Source organism: Nonomuraea sp. NPDC005650 (genome assembly GCF_040605375.1).
Taxonomy (GTDB): domain Bacteria; phylum Actinomycetota; class Actinomycetes; order Streptosporangiales; family Streptosporangiaceae; genus Nonomuraea.
This window is the reverse complement of the sequence record NZ_JBEXCR010000016.1, coordinates 124,127-145,116: the sequence shown is the minus strand read 5'-3', so window position 1 is coordinate 145,116 and position 20,990 is coordinate 124,127. Positions and strand designations below refer to the sequence as shown.

Below are 20,990 nucleotides of genomic sequence, written 5' to 3'. Positions count from 1 at the left end.
AACTTATAAGAAATATGTCATAGGTCCAACCAGAGTGCCCGATCTACGAGAAACTTGGGGACATGTCGCCTACGGAGCCCCGGCCGCCGATGAGCAAGGCCGAGTACGTCTACAGCGTGCTGCTCGACGAGATCCGCACCGCGCGGATCCCGGGCGGCACGGCGCTGCGGGCCGGGGAGGTGGCCCGCCGGCTGGGCGTGTCGGTCACCCCCGTGCGCGAGGCGCTGCGCAGGCTGGAGAAGGACCGGCTGATCAGCTACGAGGCGCATCACGGCGCGACCGTCGTGGACCTGGGCGACGAGGCCGTCGCCGAGTACTACGGCCTGCGCGCGGTGGTCGAGGGCCTGGGCGCGCGCCTGGCGGCCGGCCGCATCACCCCGGAGGAGCTGGCCGGGCTGCGTGAGCTGCACGCGTCGATGGCCGAGGACGCCGCGCAGGGCAGGCACGACCGGCTCGGCGAGCAGAGCAGGCGGTTCCACCTGCGCATCGTGGACATCGGCGGCCCGGCCTTCCTGGCCGGGCACGCCAGGTCGGTGCGCAACAGCTTCCCGGTGCCCGCCGAGGCGTCGCTGTGGCTGGACGAGGCCCAGGTGCGGGCCCAGCTCGAAGCGCACGAGGGCATCCTGGCCGCGCTGGAGTCCGGCGACGCCGAGGCCGCGGAACGCATCATGATCGACCACGTGCGCCGGGCCGGGGATTACCGGCAACAGCACTGACCAAATACGTACGTCACGGTCGCCGATGACAAAAATCAGCGTTCGGCCCTGCTCTATTGCAACTCGATTACGCCTGTTGCACGATGGCCACTCAAGTGGTCTGGCACCCGAGGGGGCAGGGACTGTGGCGGACGCGTGGACACTGCATCCCGACTACCGGACTCCTCCTGTCCCCGCAGGCACGAGCGTCGACCCAGGCCCCTGGCGGCACCCCGACGGCGGCCAGATCATGAACGGCACCTACGAGCGCCCCCTTCCCGGCTGGCAGGTCGAGGTCGTCACCATCTGGTACGGCTACGCGCTCAGCCACTGGAACGGGCCGCGCATGCCGCGGTTCACCAGCCCGCTGGTGTCGGCCTGGAACCCGGTGCTGGCCCAGGGGCTGGCCGTCGACCCGCGGGCCCCGGCGCCGTACCACGACGAGCTGTGGTGCGACCGGTGGATCGCCGACGCCCTGCTGTACGGGCGCAAGCCGTACGGGGCGTTCACCCTGCCCGCCACCGAGGCGCTGCGCTGGTTCGCCAAGAGCGGCGGCACGGGCCTGGTCTACCACGCCGAGCCGGTGAACGGGCTGATCAGGGTCGTGGCGGGCACGGCGGAGCGCTACGCGCAACTGTTCGACCTGGACGCGCTGATCGCCGACTACCGCGGCGCGCTGCCGCCGGAGCTGGCCGAGCCGGAGGTGGCGGCGCTGGAGGCGCACCGCGTCCACTCCCCCGCGCTGCACTACATCCTCAGCGACAACGGCGAGGCCCGCTTCGCGCAGGCACCGCTGTCGGTGCGCGGTCTCACCCTCGGATACCCTCCTCGGGAGACGGCCGCCCGCATCGCCGCCGCGGCCCTTTCGTGACCGGCCGCCACCACCGGAGACACACAGTGACCACACCCGCGACCACACCCGCACCCATCACGACCATGGCGGGCGTCAAAGGCGTCCTGTTCGACCTGGACGGCACCCTGCTCGACCATCGCAGCGCCGCCGACGCCGCGATCGCCGCGTGGCTGGCGGCGTACTCCCCCGGCCATCCGCGCCTGGGCGAGGCGCCCGCGCTCTGGGCCGAGCTGGAGGCGCCGCACCTGGCTATGTGGCAGGCGGGCGAGTGCACCGTGCAGGAGCAGCGGCGCCGCCGCCTGAGCGCGCTCTGCCGGGAGCTGGCCGTGCCGGCGCCCGGCGACCTCGACGCGGCCTACGCCGACTTCGCCGCACACTACCGGCAGGGCTGGACCGCCTACCCGGACGCGGCGCGGGCGGTGGCGGAGCTGGGCGGGTTCGCGCTCGGGGTGCTGACCAACGGGGTGCAGCAGATGCAGGAGGCGAAGGTCCGCGCGATCGGGCTCACCGGCGTGGTCGGGCCGGTGCTGACGGGCGAGACGCTGGGCGGCCACTTCAAGCCGTCACCCGCCTCCTACACGGGGGCCGCCGCGGCGCTCGGGCTGGCGCCTGAGCAGGTGCTGCTGGTGGGCGACGACGTGGGCAACGACGTGACGGGGCCGGCGGCGACCGGCATGCGCTCGGTCTGGCTCGACCGGCTCGGGGTCGAGCCGCCGCCCGCCGGCTTCCCGCGCATCACCTCACTGGCCGAGCTCCCGCCGCTCCTCCACTAGCGCCACCCGGGCCTGCGCTCGCGTCACCTGGGCGCCAGCTCGGCCAGCACGGAGCCGGCCAGGTCGAAGCCGCCCACATGCGCCAGATAGGCCCCCTGCCGCAGCGGGTCTCCGAGGTAGACGCCGCCCGCCTGGCGCACCAGCAGCGCCCCCGCGGCCACGTCCCAGGGGTGGGCGCGGGTGCCGTACGCGGCGTCCGACCAGCCGGCGGCGACGTGCGCGAGCTTGAGCGCCGCGCTGCCCGGCTTGCGCACGGCCGAGAAGGACTCCAGGAACCGGCCGTAGCGGCGCAGCGCCTCCTCGCCGTCCGCCTCCAGGTCCGCGGGCGTCGGATAGCTCGACAGCAGCATCGCCTCCCGGTCCCGGGAGGCGCCCGCGCTCCTCAGCGGCGTGCCGTTGCACCAGGCGCCCTCGGTGGAGGCGCTGAACTCGTCCTCGCGTACGGGGTCGTACACCACGCCGGCGACCAGCTCCCCGCGTGCGGCCACGGCGACGGACACGCAGAAGAACGGCAGCCCGGCGGCGAAGTTGGCGGTGCCGTCGATGGGGTCGATGTACCAGACGAGGTCGCCGGAGCCGGTCGTGCCGGCCTCCTCGCCGACGATCACGCTCTCGGGCGCGCGGGCGGCGATGACCGCGCGGATGGTCTCCTCGGCGGCGCGGTCGTGCTCGGTCACGGGGTCGTGGAAGTCGCGTTTGGTGGACACCTCGGGCCGGGACCTGAAGGCCTTGCGCAGCCGGGGCCCGACGGCGCGGGCCGCCTCGGTCGCGATGTCCAGCAGGTGCGTCACGTCCATCTTCACTCCCGAAGCAGGGGAAAGGTCATCAGGACCCTCTATGCCCACTCCGCACGGCATTTGTCATTTGTCAGGACATTCTGACCTGGGTTAAGCTGATCGGCATGACCGCGAACCTCGCCATCGACCTGGACCGGTCCAGCCCCGTGCCGCTCTACTTCCAGGTGGCCGAGCAGATCGCCGAGGCCATCCGGCGAGGTGACCTGGCGCCCGGCGCCCGGCTGGACAACGAGATCCTGCTGGCCGACAAGCTGGGCCTGTCGCGGCCCACGATCCGCCAGGCGATCCAGTATCTCGTGGACAAGGGCCTGCTCGTGCGCAAGCGCGGCGTCGGCACCCAGGTCGTCCACGGGCAGGTCAAGCGCTCGGTGGAGCTGACGAGCCTCTACGACGACCTGCGCAGGGCGGGCCAGGAGCCGGCCACGCAGGTGCTGGCGCTGGAGCCGCGCCCGGTCGAGGAGGAGGTGGCCCAGATCCTGAGCGTGGAGGCGGGCACGGAGGTCCTCTATCTCGAGCGCGTGCGCTTCGCGGCCGGGGAGCCCCTGGCGCTGCTGCACAACTGGCTGCCGCTCGGCCTGGCCCAGCTCACCGCCGCCGACCTGGAGAGCCGCGGCCTGTACGAGCTGCTGCGCGGCGCGGGCGTGCGGATGCGGGTGGCCAACCAGCGGATCGGCGCGCGGGCCGCCACCCAGGCCGAGGCCAGGCTGCTGGAGGAGCGCCGGGGCGCGCCGCTGCTGACCATGATCCGCACCACGTACGACGACCAGGGCAGGGCCGTCGAACACGGCTCACACGTCTACCGGGCCTCGCACTACTCCCTCGAGGTCACCCTCATCGAGCGCTGAGGCGGCCCGCCGCTTCAGATAGAGCGTGGTGCAGATCCCGAACACCACGGCCACCGCCAGCCCCACCCACGAGAAGCCCTTCAGCCACTTCTCGGCGACGAGGCCGAGATAGAAGATCACCGTGGTGGTGCCGCCCGCCCACACGATCCCGCCGAGCACGTTGGCGACGGCGAACTTCCAGTACGGCATCCGCAGCGCCCCCGCCAGCGGCCCGGCCAGGATGCGCAGCAGCGCGATGAAGCGCCCGACGAAGACCGCCCACACCCCGAAGCGCTGGAAGTACCCCTCGGCCTTGGCGACGTGCCGGGGCCCGAAGTGCTTGGGGAAGCGCCGCCCGAGCCGGTCGAACAGGGGCGCGCCGCCCCTGCGCCCGATCGCGTACCCGGCGGAGTCGCCCAGGATGGCCCCGGCGCTGGCGAACGCGCCGACCCAGAAGGGGTGCACCACGCCTTTGGAGGCCAGGATCGAGGCGCTGACCAGCACGATCTCGCCGGGCAGCGGAATGCCGAGGCTCTCGAACCCGATCACCAGCGCGACCATCGCGTACAGCCAGCCGGCCGGGATCGCCTGCAACCATTCGTCGATATGCACGCGCGCAACCCTAGCGCCGTCACATCACCACAAGACCCGCGATCGAGACCTTCCTTCCGCACCGGACGGTCAGCGTTCACTGTCGAGCATGGACAGCTGCGCCTCGGCGTACCTGGAGCCGGCGGCGGCCCCCTCGGGGACGGCCGCCTCGACGGCCGCGAGGTCCTCGGCGGACAGCCGCACCTCCAGGGCGCCCAGGGCCTCGGCCAGCCGCTCGCGCCGCCGCGCCCCGACGAGCGGGACGATGTGCTCGCCCCTGGCCAGCACCCAGGCGATGGCCAGCTGCGCGACCGTGACCCCCTTGGCCTCGGCGAGCGCCCCCAGCGCGGCCACCAGCGTGAGGTTGTGGGCCAGGTTGTCGCCGGAGAATCGCGGGCTGAACGAGCGGAAGTCGCCGGCGCCCAGCTCGCGGTCCTTGGACCAGTGGCCGCTGAGCAGGCCCCTGGACAGCACGCCGTACGCGGTCACGCCGACGCCCAGCTCGCGGCAGGCGGGCAGGATGTCCCGCTCGATCCCCCTGGACAACAGCGAGTATTCGAGCTGCACGTCGGCGATCGGGTGGACGGCGTGGGCCCGCCGGATGGTCTCGGCCCCGGCCTCGGACAGCCCGACGTGCCGCACGCGCCCCTTCGCGACCTCCTCGGCGATGGCGCCGACGGTCTCCTCGATCGGCACGTCCGGATCGACCCGCGCGATCCGGTAGACGTCCACGTGGTCGGTGCCGAGGCGCCGCAGGGTGTAGGCGAGCGAGGTCTTGACCGCCGCGGGCCGGCCGTCGTAGCCGAGCCAGTTGCCCTCGTAGTCGCGCTGCGCCCCGAACTTCACGCTGATCAGGACGTCGTCGCGCGAGCGGCCTTCGAGCGCCCGGCGGATGAGCAGCTCGTTGTGGCCCATGCCGTAGAAGTCGCCGGTGTCGAGCAGCGTGATGCCGGCGTCGAGGGCGGCGTGGATGGTGGCGATGGACTCGGACGTGTCGGCCGGTCCGTAGAGGTCGGACATGCCCATGCAGCCGAGCCCGAGGTCGGACACGACAGGGCCACCGGTTCCCAGAGTTCTCATACGGCCAGCATGCCAGTTGGACTGACAGATTTCAATTTTTGTCAGCAGGCCGCGGAGACGGCCAACGGATACTCAACAGTTCCTCAACAACGCCGGACCTACCTTCCTGTCATCGGCTCGCAAGCCGATCGACGGGAGGGAACAGATCATGCGTTTGCGCACGTCAGTGGCAGCCGTGGCGCTCGCGGGGGCGGTCACGGCAGGCTTCGCCGCCGGGCCGGCCTCAGCCGCCACCAGCGCCGCCACCACCGCCCAGGCCGCCGCGCCCTGGTGCCTCGGGCACCGCCTCAACGACAAGGGCGCCGTGGACAAGCTCTGGGTCTGGAACAGCTGCAAGTCCAACCAGAGCTACAAGGTCCGGCTCGCCAACGTGCCCGACCTGGCGTGCCGGCAGCTCAAGCCGGGCGGCGCCGACTACTTCACCTGGGGCTGGCCGGGCCGCTTCGACGGCCTGGTGACCTGCTGAGACGACGGAAGGGAACAGGCAAATGCGCACCAGGACCATTCTCGCCGCGGGCGCCTTCGCGGCCGCCGCCATCGCCGTGTCGCCCGCGCCCGCGCAGGCCGCGGCCCCGTCCTGCCTCACGTACAAGCTGGACGACCGGGGCGCCCAGGACGAGCTCTACGTGTGGAACACCTGCAAGCACCCGGTGAGCTACAAGGTCAGGCTGGCCAACGGGCCGGACTTCCACTGCGCCTACAAGACGCCCGACAGCGGCTACTCCAAGTGGTGGTGGAGATTTCCCCGCCGCTTCGACGGCCTCGTCAGCTGCTGACCCCGAAGGAGCGAGAGAACATGCGCGCGATCGCCATCGCCCTGCTCGCCGGGCTCACCACGGTGGGCGTCGCGGCCCCGGCCGCCCAGGCGTCGACCGCCGGCCGGGCGCCGTCCTGTCTGGCGTACACGCTGGACGACAGGGGCGCCCAGGACGAGCTGTGGGTCTGGAACAACTGCAAGAAGCCCGTGAACTTCCGCGTCCGGCTCGCCTACGGGCCTGACAGCTACTGCACCTACAAGGAGCCGCGCACCACGTACAGCAAGTTCACGTGGGAGTGGCCGCAGCGCTTCGACGGGCTCGTCACCTGCTGAGATCCCCCGCCCGAACCCCTGTGTTATCGGCGCTCAAGCGGCGTGCAATCCGGTCCGCGTACAACGGCATCCGGCAGATCGGCACAAACGCCTCCGGCGGGCGGGGAGAAGGCAGGGAAACGATGGGCACGGGACTGTGGATGTCGGTGGCGATCACGGGCGCGACGATGCTGATCCTGGCGTGCGTCGGGCTGCCGTTCCTCATCGCCGCGCGGAACGGCCGGCAACTCCTCGCCACCGGCATCGCCGCGCAGGCGGTGATCGAGTCGATGGCCGACACCGGCGTGACGATCAACGGGCAGCCGCTCGTCAGCTTCGTCCTCGGCGTGCGGCTGCCCGGCGGGCAGGTGCACCGGGTCACGCACCGGCAGTCGCTGCCGCGCCTGCCCATGGGCATGGTCGTGCCCGGCGCGGTGGTGCCGGTCAAGGTGGACCCGCAGCGGCGCGACCGGGTGCGCATCGACTGGACGTCCTGGCGCCCCGCCCCGTACGGCGCCTGAGTGTCATGAACTAACCCGTCCGGTGGTTTCCGGGCGGGTTACGTTCTTTTTTCCATCCGGCCCCAACCCTTGGCAACTTACCTCCCAGACACCTAAGGTTCAGTGCAATGCCACACATTACTGGGAAGGTTCATGACGTCCAAGCAGGTCAGGCCCCTGGCCGGCGCCGTACGCACCGCCGCCGGGGCTGTGAGGCCGCTGTCAGGGATTCGCATCACCGGCGGTCTGCTCCATGACTGGCAGCGCCGCAACAGCGGGGCCACGGTCCCGCACACCATCGAGCAGCTCCGGGCGGCGGGCAACGTCGCCAACCTGAGCCGTCTCCTGGAGGACGACCCCGCCCCCTACCGGGGCCGGTACCCGTTCCTCGACACCGACCTCTACAAGACCCTCGAAGGTCTGGCGTACGAACTCGGCGATGGCGACACCTCGACCAGGGAGTTCTTCGACGAGGTGGTCGGCCTGCTGGAGCGGGTCCAGGCCGGCGACGGCTACCTCAACTCCTTCGTCCAGGACCCCACCTCCGCCAAGAAGCCGTGGGAGGACCTGGCCTGGGGGCACGAGCTGTACAACCTGGGCCACCTCATCCAGGCGGCCGTCGCCGCGAACCGGCGGATGGGCGACGACCGGCTGCTGCGGGTGGCCACGCGCTTCGCCGACCTGGCGGCGGACCGGTTCGGGCAGTCGGGGATCTGCGGCCATCCCGAGGTGGAGATGGCGCTGGTCGAGCTCTACCGGGAGACGGGCGAGCGCCGCTACCTGACGCTGGCGGCGGCGTTCGTCGACCGCAGGGGCACGGGGCAGATGGAGCACCGCATCTTCCCCGCCGAGTACTTCCAGGACCACGTGCCGCTGCGCGAGCTGCCGTCGGTGACCGGCCACGCGGTTCGCATGGCCTACCTGGCGGCGGGCGCGGCCGACGTCTTCCTGGAGACCGGCGACCGGTCGCTGTTCGAGGCGCTGGAGCGGCTCTGGGACGACATGGTGGCGACCAAGCTGTACGTCACCGGCGGCCTGGGCAGCCGCCACTCCGACGAGGCGATCGGCGACCGGTACGAGCTGCCCTCCGAGCGCGCCTACACCGAGACCTGCGCGGCCATCGGCGTCATGCAGTGGGCGTGGCGGATGTTCCTGGCCGGCGGCGCCGCGAAATACCTCGACGTGTTCGAGCGCGTGCTCTACAACGCCTACGCCGTGGGCCTGTCGGCCGAGGGCACGGCGTTCTTCTACGACAACCCGCTGCAGCGCCGCCCCGACCACGCGCAGCGCAGCGGCTCGGAGGACGGCGGCGAGCCGCTGCGCCGGGCCTGGTTCACCTGCCCCTGCTGCCCGCCCAACATCGTGCGGTGGATGGCCCAGCTCGCCGACTACGTGGCGGCCGAGCGGGACGGCGCCGTGCTGATCACCGCCTACACGCAGGCCGAGATCCGGACGGCCGAGCTGGACCTGGCGATGGAGACGGCCTACCCGTGGGACGGCGACGTGCGCATCGCCGTCGAGCGGGCGCCGGAGCGGCCGTACGGGCTCGTGCTGCGCGTCCCCGGCTGGGCCGGGAACGTGACAGTGACCGTCAACGGCGAGCCCATCCAGGCGCCGGAGTCCGGCGGCTGGCTCACCCTGCACCGCACGTGGTCGCCGGGCGACGAGGTACGCCTCACCCTGCCCATGCCGGTCCGGGCGCACGGCTCGCACCCCTACCTGGACGCCACCAGGGGCGCGCTCAGCCTGGCCCGGGGGCCGCTCGTGTACTGCGTCGAGCAGCACGACAGCCCGCAGGCCCCCGTCGACGACCTGGTCGTCGGGCCCCACGACGTTGTTAACGCGCACATCGAGCGGCGCGACGAGGCCGTCGTGCTGCGCATGGAGGCGGACGCGGCTCCCCCGCCCTCCGCCGAGCTCTACCCCGAGCTCCCTCTGCACGAGGCGCTCCCGGAGACGAGGGTCACGGCGACCTTCGTCCCCTACTTCCTGTGGGGCAACCGCGGCCCCCAGGCCATGCGGGTCTGGGTCAGGACCCCCTGGACCAACGGAAAGAAGGCATCATGAGGAGATCGGCGGCGCTCGCGAGCGTCACCATGACCACCGTCCTGGCGCTCACCGCGTGTGGCGGGGGCGGCGGCACGGGGGCCACGGGCACAGGCACCGGCACGGGCGCCTCGGGCGGGCCGGGCGCGCCCGCCGCGACGGGCGGCACCGTGCACATCCTGGCCAAGGCGGACTTCTCCCATCTGGACCCGGTGCGCGGCTTCGACGGCGGAGTGAACAACTTCTACCGGCTCATCTACCGGGGGCTGACGATGTTCGGCGCGGGTCCGGGCGCCGAGGGCACGAAGATCGTGCCCGACCTGGCCACCGACACGGGCACGCCGTCGGACGGCGCCAAGACCTGGACGTTCAAGCTCAAGGACAACCTGTTCTTCGAGGACGGCACGCCGATCAACAGCGAGGCGGTGAAGTTCGGCTTCTCGCGCACGTTCGACCCGGAGGCCGGGGTCGGCTCGCCGTACGGGAAGCTGCTCCTGGACGCGCCGAAGGACTACAAGGGCCCGTACCTGGACGGCGATCTGAAGACGATCGAGACGCCCGACGACAAGACGGTCGTCTTCCACCTGAAGAAGCCCTTCGCCGACTTCCCGAGCGCGCTGGCGCTGGCCAACTTCACGCCCTTCCCCAAGGGCACGGGGGCGGGCGCGGCGTTCGACACCAAGCCGATCGCGAGCGGGCCGTACAAGCTGGCGAGCTACCAGCGCGGCGCCTCGCTGAAGCTGGAGCGCAACCCGCAGTGGAAGCGTGAGACCGACAGCGTGCGGGCGGCCAAGCCGGACGCGTTCGAGTGGACGTTCGGCCTGGACTGGGCCACGATCGACGAGCGCATGCTGGCCGGGCAGGGCACCGACGCCGACGCCATCGGCCCCTCGATCCAGGCGGGGACCGTGGCGCGGGTGCAGGCGCCGCAGATCAAGCAGCGCACGCTGTCCGGGCTCAACGGCTGCACCACCTACATGGGCCTGAACACCACCAAGAAGCCGCTGAACGACGTGCGGGTGCGCCAGGCGATCAACTACGCGGTCAACAAGGACACCGTGGTCGCGGGCATGGGCGGCGGCGCCCTGGCCGCCAAGGGCACCTCGATCCAGCCGCCCACGATCGCGGGCCGGGCGGACTACGACCCGTACCCGTACAACCCGGAGCAGGCCAAGACGCTGCTGGCCGAGGCCGGTCTGGCGGACGGGTTCACCCTGACGCTCGACACCCGCCCGGACCCGAAGATGGCCGCGGTCGCGGTGGCGATCCAGGACGCGCTCAAGCAGGTGAAGATCGACGTCAAGATCAACAACATCGACACCTCCACGTACTACGAGGTCATCGGCACGCCGGCGCAGCAGCACGACGCCGCCGTCACCGGCTGGTGCCCCGACTGGGCCTCCGGCGCGACGTTCCTGCCGCCGCTGTTCGACGGCCGCAACATCACCGAAAAGGGCAACTCCAACCTCGCGCAGATCAACGACAAGGGCATCAACCAGCGCATCGACGAGATCGCCGCGATGACGGACGTGCAGGCGGCCAACGCGGCCTACGGCGAGCTGGACAAGCAGATCATGAAGGAGGCGCCGGTCGTCCCGCTGGCCTACGAGAAGCTCATCCTCCTCGTCGGCTCGAACATCGCGGGCGCCTACCAGTCCGACTCCTTCTCCGGCGGCATCGACCTGATCTCCGTCGGCCTGGCGAAGCCGACGAAGTAGATGGCCGTCGTCGCTTACTCCCCGAGCACGTCGCGAGGGCGGATCACGGGCGCGCTGCTGCGTGACCGGGGCGCGGTGCTCAGCACCGCGTTCCTCACGCTGATCGTGCTGATGGCGATCTGCGCGCCGCTGATCAGCGCGATCACCGGCCACGGCCCGAACGACTTCGACACCGCCGCCGTCGACACCGACCTGGGCGGGGTGCCGCGCGGGTCGCTCGGCGGGATCAGCGCCGACCACCTGCTGGGCGTGGAGCCGCAGAACGGCCGCGACATCCTGGCCCGCATCGCGTACGGGGCGCGCGTCTCGCTGCTGATCGCGGTCTCCGCCACGGCGCTGACGACCCTGCTGGGCGTGGTGCTGGGCATGCTGGCCGGGTTCTACCAGGGCTGGGTGGACCAGGTGATCTGCCGGGTCATGGACTTCCTCATGGCCTTCCCCGCGCTGATCTTCATGATCGCGATCCTGTCGTCGCTGCCGCAGGGGAACAAGCCGGTGCTGCTGGTCGTGGTGATCAGCGTGTTCGGCTGGCCGTACCTGGCGCGGGTCGTGCGCGGGCAGACGATGACGCTGGTGAACAGGGAGTTCGTGGAGGCCGCCCGCGCGTCGGGCGCCTCCACGGGCGCGCTGGTGTTCAAGGAGATCCTGCCGAACCTGCGCAGCTCGCTGATCGTGATGACCACCCTGGCCGTGCCCGGCTACGTCGGCACCGAGGCGGGGCTGTCGTTCCTGGGCGTCGGCGTGGCGCCGCCGACGCCGTCGTGGGGCCAGATGATCGCCGGCTCGGTCTCCTGGTACTCCGTCGATCCGATGTACTTCGCGATCCCCGGCGGGTTCCTGTTCCTCACCGTGCTGTCGCTGACGGTGCTCGGCGACCGGCTGCGGGCCGCCTTCGACGCCGGGGAGGCCTCATGATGGCGCGCTACATCGTCGGGCGGCTCGCCGGGGTGGTGCTGATCCTCTTCCTGGTGTGCCTGTTCACGTTCATCATCTTCTTCACCCTCCAGCCCGATCCGGCGGTGATGATCTGCGGGAAGACGTGCACGCCCGAGCGCATCGACCAGATCCACACTGTGCTGGGGCTGGACAAGCCGCTCCTGACGCAGTTCTTCGGCTTCCTGTTCGGCATCTTCGCCGGGCGCGACTACGGCGAGGGCGCGAACCTGGTGCACTGCGCCGCCCCGTGCCTGGGCTACAGCTTCCAGACCAACCAGTCCGTCTGGGAGATGGTCGTCGAGCGGCTGCCGGTCAGCGCCACCGTCGCGATCGGGGCCGCGGTGCTGTGGCTGCTCATCGGGATCGCGGCCGGCCTGCTCAGCGCGGTCAAGGAGGGCACCTGGTGGGACCGCGCCGCCATGGGCCTGGCCCTGGGCGGCTCCAGCGTCCCCAACTACGTGCTGGCGCTGGCGCTGCAGTACGTGCTGGTGGTGCAGCTGCAGGTGCTGCCGTTCCCCCGGGCCGTGCCCTTCGCCGAGGATCCGGTCGTGTGGTTCCAGTCGTACCTGATGCCGTGGATCGTGCTGGCCACCGGCTACGCCTGCCTGTACGCCCGGCTCACCCGGGCGAACGTGATCGACACCCTGGCCGAGAACTTCATGCGCACAGCCAGGAGCAAGGGCCTGAGCCCGGCGCTGACCATGCGCAGGCACGCCCTGCGCCCGGCGCTGACGCCCATCGCCACGATCTTCGGCATGGACTTCGCCGCGCTGCTGGGCGGCGCGCTCATCACCGAGACGGTGTTCGGGCTGAACGGCGTGGGCAAGATGGCCGCCGACTCCATCGCCAAGAACGACCAGCCGGTGATCATGGCGGTGACGCTGCTGGCGGCGTTCTTCGTGGTGGTGGGGAACGTGGTGATCGACCTCGTCTACACGAGGCTGGACCCGAGAGTGAGGATCACGGCGAAATGAGCGACCTGCTTGTCGTGGAGGACCTCACCGTCACCTTCCCCACCACGCGCGGCCCGGTGGACGTGGTCAAGGGCGTGTCCTTCACGGTCGGACGGGACGAGACGGTCGGCATCGTCGGCGAGTCCGGGTCCGGCAAGTCGATGACCAGCCTGGCGGTCATGGGGCTGCTGCCCAAGGGCGCCAGGACCAGCGGGAGCATCCGGCTGGACGGCGCGGAGCTGCTCGGCCGCCCGGACCGGGAGCTACGGCGGCTGCGCGGCGACCAGCTCTCGATGATCTTCCAGGATCCGCTGTCGTCCCTGAACCCGTACTACACGGTCGGCCTGCAGATCGAGGAGATGTACCGCGCCCACCGCGGCGGCTCGCGCACGGCGGCGCGGAACATCGCGGTCGAGGCGCTGCGGGAGGTGGGCCTGCCCGACGCGGAGCGGCGGGTGGACTACTACCCGCACCAGTTCTCCGGCGGGCAGCGGCAGCGCATCATGATCGCGATGGCCCTGGTGTGCGCGCCCTCGCTGCTGATCGCCGACGAGCCGACCACGGCCCTGGACGTGACCGTCCAGGCGCAGATCCTCCAGCTGCTGGCCCGGCTGCGGCAGGACAGCGGCATGGGCATGGTGTTCATCACGCACGACCTGGCCGTGATCAGCTCGATCGCGACCCGCGTGCTGGTGATGCGGCAGGGCGAGCAGGTCGAGTACGGCACGGCGGAGCAGGTGTTCGCCGAGCCGCGCCACGACTACACCCGGATGTTGCTGGAGAGCATCCCGCGCATCGACGATCCAGTAGACGGTGAGGTGATCGCATGACGCTGCTGCGGGCCAAGGACCTGACCAAGCGGTTCGTCTCGCGCGGCCCGCTGGGCGCCAGGGCCGAGTTCACGGCCGTCGACCAGGTCAGCTTCGAGGTACGGCTGGGCGAGACGCTGGCCGTGGTCGGCGAGTCAGGCAGCGGCAAGTCGACGACCGCCCGCATGATCGCCAAGCTGATGGACCCGAGCGAGGGCACGCTGGAGTTCGACGGCGAGGACGTCACCCACGCCACGGGGGCGGCGCTGGCCCGCTTCCGCGCCAACGTCCAGGTCGTCTTCCAGGACCCGTTCTCCTCGCTCAACCCCCGTCACACGGTCGAGCGGATCCTGATGGCGCCCCTGGTCTACCAGGGCATCCCGCCCGACGGCAGCCGCCGGGCGCACGCCAAGGAGCTGATGGAGCGCGTCGGGCTGAACCCCGACCACTCGCTGCGCTACCCCGCGCAGTTCTCCGGCGGGCAGGCGCAGCGCATCGGCATCGCCCGCGCGCTGGCCGTCAACCCCAAGCTGGTGATCTGCGACGAGGCCGTCTCTGCGCTGGACGTGTCGGTGCAGGCCCAGGTGATCGAACTGCTGCGCCGGCTGCAGCGCGAGAGCGGCTTCAGCTACGTGTTCATCGCCCACGACCTGGCCGTCGTCCGGCAGATCGCGCAGCGGGTCGCGGTCATGAGCAAGGGGAAGATCGTCGAGCTGGGGGACGCCGAGCAGGTGTTCGGCGAGCCCCGGCACGAATACACGCGTACGCTGCTGGCGGCCATCCCGCGCATCAACCCGGAGTGGGACCGCCGCAGGAGGGAGAAGCTGTGATCACCGCGACCTACACGATCCCGGGGATGCGGGTGCGTGACCACGTCGTGGAGGTGCCGCTGGACTGGTCGGACCCCGAGGCCACCATCAGGGTCTTCGCCAGGGAGCTCGTGGACCCCGCGCGCGACCGCGACGACCTGCCGTGCCTGCTGTTCCTGCAGGGCGGGCCCGGCGGCAAGGGGCCCCGTCCCGTCGGCACGGCGGGCTGGCTCGGCAGGGCGTTGGAGACGTACCGGGTGGTCCTGCTCGATCAGCGGGGCACGGGCCGCAGCTCGCGGATCGACGGGCGGGTGATGAGCGCGCTCGACCCGCAGGAGGGCGCCGACTACCTGGCCCGCTTCCGCGCGGACTCGATCGTGGCCGACGCCGAGCACCTGCGCAGGACCGTCTTCGGCGGGCGGCGCTGGTCGACGCTCGGGCAGAGCTACGGCGGCTTCCTGACGCTGACGTACCTGTCGCAGGCGCCCGAGGGCCTCAGCGCCTGCTACGTGGCGGGCGGCCTGCCGTCCCTGGACCCCGACGCGTCGGAGGTCTACCGGCGCACCTATCCGCGGGTCGCGGCCAAGAACGCCGAGTTCTACCGCCGCTACCCGCACCACGTCGAGACGGTGGCCCGGCTGGCCGACCGGCTGGCCTACGGCGACGTGCTGCTGCCCGACGGCGACACCCTCACCGTGCGGCGCCTGCAGTCGCTCGGGATCGACTTCGGCATGAAGCCGGGCTACGAGCGCATGCACTGGCTGCTCGACGAGTCCGCCGAGTTGCCCGAGACGTTCCTGCACCAGGTGCTGGCCCGCTCCTCCTACGCCGACAACCCGCTGTTCGCCGCCCTGCAGGAGAGCATCTACGGCTCCGGCCCCGGCGCGACCGCGTGGGCGGCGCAGCGCGAGCGCGCCGCCCACCCCGCCTTCGCCGAGAACGCCCGGCCGCTGCTGTTCACCGGCGAGATGATCTATCCCTGGATGTTCGAGGAGATCCGCGCGCTGCGCCCCTTCCACGCCGCCGTCGACCTGCTCGCCGAGCGCGCCGACTGGCCGGCCCTGTACGACCTGGACCGCCTGGCCGCCAACGAGGTGCCGGTGGCGGCGGCGGTCTACTTCGACGACATGTACGTCGACTCCGGCCTGCAACTGGACACCGCGTCCAGGGTCGGCAACGCGCAGGCCTGGGTCACCAACGAGTACGAGCACGACGGCATCGGCGAGGAACGCGTTTTCGCCCGCCTGACCGGACTGGTACGCGACATAGGAGGAGGAATCACCGGTGAGTGACGGCAAACCCCCCAGGCTGACAGAGGTCCCCGCGTTCGTCGACTACATCGCCCAGGGCTGGGACGCCCCCGCCCGCACCCCCGACCTCGTGCCCGGCGCGGCCGAGGCGGCGGCCGGGCACCGCGAGCGCCTGGCCGCCGCGCTGCCCGGCAGGACCGTGGTGGTGAAGGCGGGCCGGGCTCCGGTCCGCAGCAACGACACCGCCTACGACTTCCGCGTGGACAGCGACTTCTACTGGCTTACCGGCTGCGCCGTGGAGAACGCCGTGGCCGTGATCTCCGGCGGCGCCGCCACCCTCTACCTGCCGCCGCCCGCCCGCCCCGGCGAGCTCGGCTTCTTCTCCGACGCCGCGTACGGGGAGCTGTGGGTGGGCCCGTCCCCGTCCCTGGCCGAGTGGTCGGCGGCGCTCGGGGTCGCGGTCCGGCCGCTGTCGGAGTTCACGGACGCATCCGAACCGGTGGAGGAGCTGCCCCGGGTGCTGGCCGAGCTGCGCATGGTCAAGGACGAGTGGGAGATCGGCCAGCTGCGCGAGTCCGTGGACCGGACCGTCGAGGGCTTCGCGGCCGTGCTGGCCGAGGTCCCGGCGGCGATCGAAGGGGCGGGCGAGCGGTGGCTGCAGGGCACCTTCGACCGCTACGCCAGGGCGTACGGCAACGGACCCGGCTACGCCACCATCGTCGGCAGCGGCCCGCACGCCCCCACCCTGCACTGGGTGCGCTGCGACGGGCCCGTCCTGCCGGACGAGCTGCTGCTGCTCGACATGGGCGTGGAGGTCCGCAGCCACTACACCGCCGACGTCACCCGCACCTTCCCCGCCTCCGGAGCCTTCTCCCCCGCCCAGCGGCAGGTGCACGACCTGGTGGAGAAGGCCCACCGGGCGGGCCTGGCGGCGGTCGCCCCCGGCCGGCGCTTCACCGACTTCCACCACGCCGCCATGGAGGTCATCGCGCGCGGGCTGGACGACTGGGGCCTGCTGCCGGTCTCGGTGGACGAGGCCCTGTCGGACCAGGGCCAGCACCACCGCCGCTACCTCATCTGCGGCATCGGCCACCACCTGGGCCTGGACGTGCACGACTGCGCCCAGTCCCGGCCGGAGGCCTACCACGGGGCCGTCATGGCGCCGGGGATGGTGCTCACCGTCGAGCCCGGACTGTACTTCCACGCCCACGATCTGACGGTCCCGCCGGAGCTGCGCGGGGTCGGGGTGCGGATCGAGGACGACCTGCTGGTCACGCCGGACGGGACGGAGATCCTCTCGGACGCCCTGCCCATCGACGCGGCCGGCCTGGAGCGCTGGGCCAAGGAGTCCACCGCCTGACTCGCGGGGGCCTTCCGGCACCACCCCACACGGTGCCGGAAGCCCCCGGCCGCGGCGCCCCGAAGTCAGCCGGAGCCGGTGTAGCGGGCCTGGCGGGCGGCGGCGGTGAGAGCCGCCGCCCTGGCCGCCTCCGTCGGTGTGAACGGCAGCTCGGGCCGCCGGATCAGCAGCGCCCGGTCCGGATTCACGGAGATCACCATCGTGGTGTTGAGCTCGGCGCCCTCGTCCACGGTGTCACCCGGCCGCCGCCACTCCACCTGCGAGACCCGCAGCAGCTCCCCCATCGCCTCCGGCAGCCGATCGGGGTCCGCGCTCACCCGCTGCGCCAGCACGAGGGCCTGCACCCCGGGATCGGTGAGGTCCTTCACCTGCGCGGGCACGATCACGACGTCGTGCCCGCCCGCCTCGGCCAGCGCCCCGGCCAGCGCCTCCAGCGCCAGCCCCGGCGGCGCCTCGATGACGAACTCGTCCAGCGCGTCACACCCCGCGGGCGTGATCGCGCTGCTGCCGGTCGGCGCGATGTGCAGCGCCAGGATGTTGCAGCCCAGCCGCCCGAACGCGCCCGCCACCACGGCGAGCCGCCCCGGCCGCTCCACCACCCGTATGCGGATGCGCCACAGCACCATGGCCGACCCCGCGCCCTCCTCCACGGGAAGCGCGGGGACCTTGCGTGCGGGGCGGCTGCCCATCCGCTTGTGCACCGCCGCCCCGACGATCAACGCCACCCCCAGCCCGACCAGCACGACCGGGCCCGGTTCGCGGTGGCCGAGCAGGGTCGCGAGCAGGTGCGCCAGGCCGACCGCGAGGAACAGCGCGGCCAGCTCGACGATCTCCCGCCGCCAGGAGCGCCGAGTACCGTTCATAACCTTGGGTGCATCGCTCATGCACCCAAGTGTCAGCGGGACGTGTTTCCTGATCACGAACGGCGCGATTGCGACGGCATTAAACCGCCCTAACCGCATGGCCCGTTCATGACGGGCCCCTTACACCCGTTCGACCTCGAAGACCAGCGCCGACTCGGCCCGCAGCACGGGGGCGGGCAGCCCCAGCTCGCCCAGGACCGCGCCGCTCAGCCGCACCGGGCCCGACGTCCACTCCGGCAGCCCGGCCCCGCGGGGCCTGGGGCCCGCGACCCGCACCTCGTACGTCGCCGCGGGGTCGAGCCCGGGCAGCCGCAGCGGCGCGGGCCCGATGGGGACCCTGGAGGTGAGCTGGACGAACGCGAACACCCCGCGCTCCGGCAGCACCACCCCGTGCAGCAGCGCCGACGGGTCCGGGTGGTCGGCGCGCACCACCCGCCCGGCGTGCAGCGCCGGTCGCAGCCGCTTGTGCAGGGCGATCCACTCGGCCAGCTCGTCCAGCTCGGCCTGGCTCGCCGAAGTCAGGTCCCACTCCACGCCCATGTGCCCGAACAGCGCGGTCGCGGCCCGGAAGGCCAGCGGCAGCGACCGGCCCGTGCTGTGGTCCTGCGGGGCGCCCACGTGGCTGCCCATCCGCTCCGGCGGCACGAGCAGCCCGGTCCAGCGCTGGATCGCCTGCCGGTCGAGCGCGTCGTTGCAGTCGGACGTCCACACCCGGTCGGTGCGGGCCAGGACGCCGTAGTCGATGCGGGCGCCGCCCGACGAGCACGACTCGATCTCCAGCCCGGGGTGGCGGGCGCGCAGCTCGTCCAGCAGCCGGTACGCCGCCAGAGTCTGCGCGTGCACCCCGGGCGCCCCGTCGTGCACCGGCTCGGCGATGTCGCGGTTGTGGTCCCACTTGATGTAGTCGAGGGCGTACTCGCCGACCAGGCTGTCCAGCCGCTCCAGCAGGTAGTCGTACGCCTCGGGCCGGGCCAGGTCGAGCACCTGCTGGTTGCGCTGCGGCGGCGGCATCCGCTCGGCCTGCCCGAGGACCCAGTCGGGGTGCGCGCGCAGCAGGTCGGAGTCCGGGTTGACCATCTCCGGCTCGAACCACAGCCCGAACTGCATGCCGAGCTTGCGCACGTGCTCGGCGAGGGGGTGCAGGCCCTGCGGCCAGACGCCCTCGTCGACGTACCAGTCGCCGAGCCCGGCCCGGTCGTGGCGGCGATGGCGGAACCAGCCGTCGTCGAGCACGAACCGCTCGATCCCCGCCGCCGCGGCCTTGCCGGCCAGCTCCAGCAGCCGGTCGAGGCCGTGGTCGAAGTAGGTGGCCTCCCAGTTGTTCAGCGTGACCGGGCGGACCCCCAGCGGGCGGGCGGCGCGCAGGTGGTCGTGCAGCCGGGCGCTCGCCTCGTCCAGCCCGTCGCGCGACCAGGTGAAGTACACCAGCGGCGTGCGGTAGCTCGCCCCCTCGGCCAGCACGATCTCGCCCGGCTCCAGCAGCTCGCCCGCCGCCAGCAGCGCCGGGCCCTCCGCCAGCCGCTCGGCGTGGTGGAGGTGGTTGCCGCTCCAGCCCGCGTGCACCGCCCACACCTCGCCGCCCCGGAACCCGAACCCCGCGGTCCCGGCCACCAGCAGCCCCGTGCCGTCGTGCCCGGTCCGGCCGCGCCGGTTCTCCCGCGACCACACGCCCTGCCCGAACGCGGTGCGCTGCGGCACCTTCTCCAGCGCCCACCGCCCGGTGAAGTCCAGCAGCTCGCCGGCGCGCGCCGGCACCGGCAGCGCGCAGGTCAGCCCGCCCAGCCGGTACGGGGCGGCGGCGGTGTTCGTGAGCGTGTGCCGCATCGTCACCAGGCCGCCGGCGTCCATGGCCAGCTCGCTGACCAGCGCCAGGCCCGCGCGCGCGTCGGAGGCGGCCACGGTGACCGTGCCGCCCTGCCCGGGCGTCGCGTCCACGTCGAGCCGGTCCAGCGTCCAGCGCACCGGCCAGTGTTCGCCGTCCCGGCCGCCCGACAGGCCCGGCCGGCCGTACCAGCTGTCTCCCTGGGCGGGCAGCAGCGTCGGCGCGGGGGTGAGGGAGGCCAGCGCGGGCGTCAGGTCGGCGCCGGTCGCGGGCCCGAGGTCGGCGCCGAAGTGGCGCACGCGCGGCAGGCCGGGGCCCGAGGCGTCGAGCACCAGGGCGGCCCCCGCGGCGGAAAGGATGAGGGGTGACAAGTCAGGCTCCTCGTTCAGCTCGGCGTTACGCCGCGAACCTACCGGACCAGGACACTTACCTTGATCATGGGGCGGCCCCTCCGCGGCGGGAGCAGGAGATCGTGCCCGGCCCGGGCACCGTCCTGAGCGGCGCTGCCGCAGCCGTGCCGGTCAGGCGGGCTCGGGCGCGCCTCCGAGGACGACGCGCAGGTCCTCTTGCGTGGGCGGCTTCGTCCAGGTGAGCCCCGGCCCGCCGGCGGCGATCAGGCGCGGCATGACCTCGCGCAGCAGCTCCCCCGCCGTGGCCTCAGGCTGCTTCTCCCGGGCCTCCCGGTACAGCTCCAGCACCCTGGCCAGGTCGAGCATCATCGCGTTGGCCTCGCGCACGGCGATCTGCAACGCTCCAACGGCAGGGTCGGCCGACCAGGCGCACTCGCCGGACACGGCCTCGCGCACCGCCTCGGCGAAGCGGGCCCGGTCCATGCCGTCCACCTCGCCGTCCAGCCAGTCCTCGCGCAGGTGCAGCACGCCCGGCCGCTCCACGGCCGCCAGCTGCGCGATCAGGGCCACGACCGTGCCCTCCGGGTCGTGCAGGGCGGCGTTCCCCCTGGCCGCGAAGGCGTCGGCGAGCAGGTACAGCGAGATCAGCCGGGGCGGCTCGTACGTCGTGAGCACCCCCCGCGTGCCGCTCACCCGCAGCGGGCAGGCCCGCAGCCCCTCCATGAACGCGGGCTCGGCCTCGGCCGGGATCCCGAGGTCCGTGTCCGCCTCGACCCTGTTGCCGGCGTCACCGGCGGCCTGGCCGGCCGGGTCACGGCGGAACCACCAGACCACCGCCCCCACGACGACGGCGGCCAGCGCCACGACTGCGATCCACACGATGTTGTTTGCT

Annotated in this window: 22 protein-coding genes; 16 read left to right on the top strand and 6 right to left on the bottom strand. The window is 72.2% G+C overall.

Annotation, left to right across the window (positions count from 1 at the left end; all coding sequences use genetic code 11):
* Positions 1–62 precede the first annotated feature (62 nt).
* From ABZS69_RS27570 to ABZS69_RS27560, 3 genes are all read left to right on the top strand, one after another.
* On the top strand, positions 63–716 hold the full coding sequence (locus ABZS69_RS27570; RefSeq protein WP_355377591.1) for a GntR family transcriptional regulator: 654 nt from the start codon (positions 63–65) through the stop codon (positions 714–716).
* A 124-nt stretch (positions 717–840) separates the two neighbouring features.
* A complete protein-coding gene (locus ABZS69_RS27565) occupies positions 841–1,566 on the top strand; it encodes a hypothetical protein (RefSeq protein ID WP_355377589.1) in 726 nt (241 codons plus the stop codon).
* Positions 1,567–1,592: 26 nt separating this feature from the next.
* Positions 1,593–2,321, top strand: coding sequence for an HAD family hydrolase (locus tag ABZS69_RS27560; RefSeq protein WP_355377588.1), 729 nt, complete (start codon positions 1,593–1,595; stop codon positions 2,319–2,321).
* Positions 2,322–2,344: 23 nt separating this feature from the next.
* Here the strand turns inward: ABZS69_RS27560 and ABZS69_RS27555 are convergent, their stop codons facing one another.
* On the bottom strand, positions 2,345–3,118 hold the full coding sequence (locus ABZS69_RS27555) for an inositol monophosphatase family protein (protein WP_355377587.1): 774 nt from the start codon (positions 3,116–3,118) through the stop codon (positions 2,345–2,347).
* 104 nt (positions 3,119–3,222) lie between these two features.
* Between ABZS69_RS27555 and ABZS69_RS27550 the strand changes: the two genes are divergently transcribed.
* Positions 3,223–3,963 (top strand): GntR family transcriptional regulator, encoded by a 741-nt coding sequence (locus ABZS69_RS27550; RefSeq protein WP_355377585.1) that lies wholly within the window; start codon positions 3,223–3,225, stop codon positions 3,961–3,963.
* Here ABZS69_RS27550 and ABZS69_RS27545 read toward each other — a convergent pair.
* Both ABZS69_RS27545 and ABZS69_RS27540 read right to left on the bottom strand, forming a co-directional pair.
* Positions 3,907–4,554 carry a DedA family protein gene (locus ABZS69_RS27545; RefSeq protein WP_355377584.1) on the bottom strand — a complete coding sequence of 216 codons (648 nt, stop codon included), beginning with the start codon at positions 4,552–4,554 and terminating at the stop codon, positions 3,907–3,909. The two genes, ABZS69_RS27550 and ABZS69_RS27545, sit on opposite strands and share 57 nt — an antisense overlap.
* Positions 4,555–4,623: 69 nt before the next feature.
* The gene (locus ABZS69_RS27540) at positions 4,624–5,613 is read right to left on the bottom strand and encodes an aldo/keto reductase (RefSeq protein WP_355377582.1); all 990 of its coding nucleotides are present in this window, start codon (positions 5,611–5,613) and stop codon (positions 4,624–4,626) included.
* A gap of 148 nt (positions 5,614–5,761) precedes the next feature.
* Here ABZS69_RS27540 and ABZS69_RS27535 point away from each other — a divergent pair, with 148 nt between their 5' ends.
* The 12 genes from ABZS69_RS27535 (at position 5,762) to ABZS69_RS27480 (ending at position 17,063) form a co-directional block, all read left to right on the top strand.
* On the top strand, positions 5,762–6,079 hold the full coding sequence (locus ABZS69_RS27535) for a hypothetical protein (RefSeq protein WP_355377581.1): 318 nt from the start codon (positions 5,762–5,764) through the stop codon (positions 6,077–6,079).
* Positions 6,080–6,101: 22 nt separating this feature from the next.
* A complete protein-coding gene (locus ABZS69_RS27530; protein WP_355377579.1) occupies positions 6,102–6,389 on the top strand; it encodes a hypothetical protein in 288 nt (95 codons plus the stop codon).
* 20 nt (positions 6,390–6,409) lie between these two features.
* Complete coding sequence (locus tag ABZS69_RS27525) at positions 6,410–6,703, top strand: hypothetical protein (RefSeq protein WP_355377578.1); 294 nt, start codon at positions 6,410–6,412, stop codon at positions 6,701–6,703.
* Between the two features lie 122 nt (positions 6,704–6,825).
* Positions 6,826–7,203 carry a hypothetical protein gene (locus ABZS69_RS27520; protein ID WP_355377577.1) on the top strand — a complete coding sequence of 126 codons (378 nt, stop codon included), beginning with the start codon at positions 6,826–6,828 and terminating at the stop codon, positions 7,201–7,203.
* A gap of 132 nt (positions 7,204–7,335) precedes the next feature.
* Complete coding sequence (locus ABZS69_RS27515; RefSeq protein ID WP_355377575.1) at positions 7,336–9,249, top strand: beta-L-arabinofuranosidase domain-containing protein; 1,914 nt, start codon at positions 7,336–7,338, stop codon at positions 9,247–9,249.
* Positions 9,246–10,946, top strand: a complete 1,701-nt coding sequence (locus ABZS69_RS27510) for an ABC transporter substrate-binding protein (protein WP_355377573.1) — start codon at positions 9,246–9,248, stop codon at positions 10,944–10,946. The genes ABZS69_RS27515 and ABZS69_RS27510 overlap by 4 nt, the downstream gene beginning before the upstream one ends.
* A complete protein-coding gene (locus ABZS69_RS27505) occupies positions 10,947–11,861 on the top strand; it encodes an ABC transporter permease (protein WP_355377572.1) in 915 nt (304 codons plus the stop codon).
* Positions 11,858–12,856 carry an ABC transporter permease gene (locus tag ABZS69_RS27500; RefSeq protein WP_355377570.1) on the top strand — a complete coding sequence of 333 codons (999 nt, stop codon included), beginning with the start codon at positions 11,858–11,860 and terminating at the stop codon, positions 12,854–12,856. Before ABZS69_RS27505 ends, ABZS69_RS27500 begins: the two co-directional genes overlap by 4 nt.
* Positions 12,853–13,665 (top strand): ABC transporter ATP-binding protein, encoded by an 813-nt coding sequence (locus ABZS69_RS27495; RefSeq protein WP_355377568.1) that lies wholly within the window; start codon positions 12,853–12,855, stop codon positions 13,663–13,665. The genes ABZS69_RS27500 and ABZS69_RS27495 overlap by 4 nt, the downstream gene beginning before the upstream one ends.
* The gene (locus tag ABZS69_RS27490) at positions 13,662–14,474 is read left to right on the top strand and encodes an ATP-binding cassette domain-containing protein (protein WP_355377566.1); all 813 of its coding nucleotides are present in this window, start codon (positions 13,662–13,664) and stop codon (positions 14,472–14,474) included. Before ABZS69_RS27495 ends, ABZS69_RS27490 begins: the two co-directional genes overlap by 4 nt.
* Positions 14,471–15,745, top strand: a complete 1,275-nt coding sequence (locus ABZS69_RS27485; RefSeq protein WP_355377564.1) for an alpha/beta fold hydrolase — start codon at positions 14,471–14,473, stop codon at positions 15,743–15,745. The genes ABZS69_RS27490 and ABZS69_RS27485 overlap by 4 nt, the downstream gene beginning before the upstream one ends.
* Entirely contained in the window at positions 15,738–17,063 is a 1,326-nt protein-coding gene (locus ABZS69_RS27480) for an aminopeptidase P family protein (RefSeq protein ID WP_355377563.1), read from the top strand. Before ABZS69_RS27485 ends, ABZS69_RS27480 begins: the two co-directional genes overlap by 8 nt.
* A gap of 65 nt (positions 17,064–17,128) precedes the next feature.
* Here the strand turns inward: ABZS69_RS27480 and ABZS69_RS27475 are convergent, their stop codons facing one another.
* From ABZS69_RS27475 to ABZS69_RS27465, 3 genes are all read right to left on the bottom strand, one after another.
* On the bottom strand, positions 17,129–17,947 hold the full coding sequence (locus tag ABZS69_RS27475) for a hypothetical protein (protein ID WP_355377561.1): 819 nt from the start codon (positions 17,945–17,947) through the stop codon (positions 17,129–17,131).
* 99 nt (positions 17,948–18,046) lie between these two features.
* Entirely contained in the window at positions 18,047–20,119 is a 2,073-nt protein-coding gene (locus ABZS69_RS27470; RefSeq protein WP_355377559.1) for an alpha-galactosidase, read from the bottom strand.
* A 150-nt stretch (positions 20,120–20,269) separates the two neighbouring features.
* A complete protein-coding gene (locus ABZS69_RS27465; protein ID WP_355377557.1) occupies positions 20,270–20,977 on the bottom strand; it encodes a hypothetical protein in 708 nt (235 codons plus the stop codon).
* Positions 20,978–20,990 lie beyond the last annotated feature (13 nt).

Bases quoted from the DNA above. Each gene is read 5' to 3' on its own strand.
- ABZS69_RS27495 (WP_355377568.1), top strand. From the start codon at position 12,853: ATGAGCGACCTGCTTGTCGTGGAGGACCTCACCGTCACCTTCCCCACC.
- ABZS69_RS27570 (WP_355377591.1), top strand. From the start codon at position 63: ATGTCGCCTACGGAGCCCCGGCCGCCGATGAGCAAGGCCGAGTACGTC.
- ABZS69_RS27475 (WP_355377561.1), bottom strand. From the start codon at position 17,947: ATGAGCGATGCACCCAAGGTTATGAACGGTACTCGGCGCTCCTGGCGG.
- ABZS69_RS27515 (WP_355377575.1), top strand. From the start codon at position 7,336: ATGACGTCCAAGCAGGTCAGGCCCCTGGCCGGCGCCGTACGCACCGCC.
- ABZS69_RS27520 (WP_355377577.1), top strand. From the start codon at position 6,826: ATGGGCACGGGACTGTGGATGTCGGTGGCGATCACGGGCGCGACGATG.
- ABZS69_RS27540 (WP_355377582.1), bottom strand. From the start codon at position 5,613: ATGAGAACTCTGGGAACCGGTGGCCCTGTCGTGTCCGACCTCGGGCTC.
- ABZS69_RS27510 (WP_355377573.1), top strand. From the start codon at position 9,246: ATGAGGAGATCGGCGGCGCTCGCGAGCGTCACCATGACCACCGTCCTG.
- ABZS69_RS27525 (WP_355377578.1), top strand. From the start codon at position 6,410: ATGCGCGCGATCGCCATCGCCCTGCTCGCCGGGCTCACCACGGTGGGC.
- ABZS69_RS27535 (WP_355377581.1), top strand. From the start codon at position 5,762: ATGCGTTTGCGCACGTCAGTGGCAGCCGTGGCGCTCGCGGGGGCGGTC.
- ABZS69_RS27505 (WP_355377572.1), top strand. From the start codon at position 10,947: ATGGCCGTCGTCGCTTACTCCCCGAGCACGTCGCGAGGGCGGATCACG.
- ABZS69_RS27490 (WP_355377566.1), top strand. From the start codon at position 13,662: ATGACGCTGCTGCGGGCCAAGGACCTGACCAAGCGGTTCGTCTCGCGC.
- ABZS69_RS27550 (WP_355377585.1), top strand. From the start codon at position 3,223: ATGACCGCGAACCTCGCCATCGACCTGGACCGGTCCAGCCCCGTGCCG.
- ABZS69_RS27500 (WP_355377570.1), top strand. From the start codon at position 11,858: ATGATGGCGCGCTACATCGTCGGGCGGCTCGCCGGGGTGGTGCTGATC.
- ABZS69_RS27555 (WP_355377587.1), bottom strand. From the start codon at position 3,118: ATGGACGTGACGCACCTGCTGGACATCGCGACCGAGGCGGCCCGCGCC.
- ABZS69_RS27530 (WP_355377579.1), top strand. From the start codon at position 6,102: ATGCGCACCAGGACCATTCTCGCCGCGGGCGCCTTCGCGGCCGCCGCC.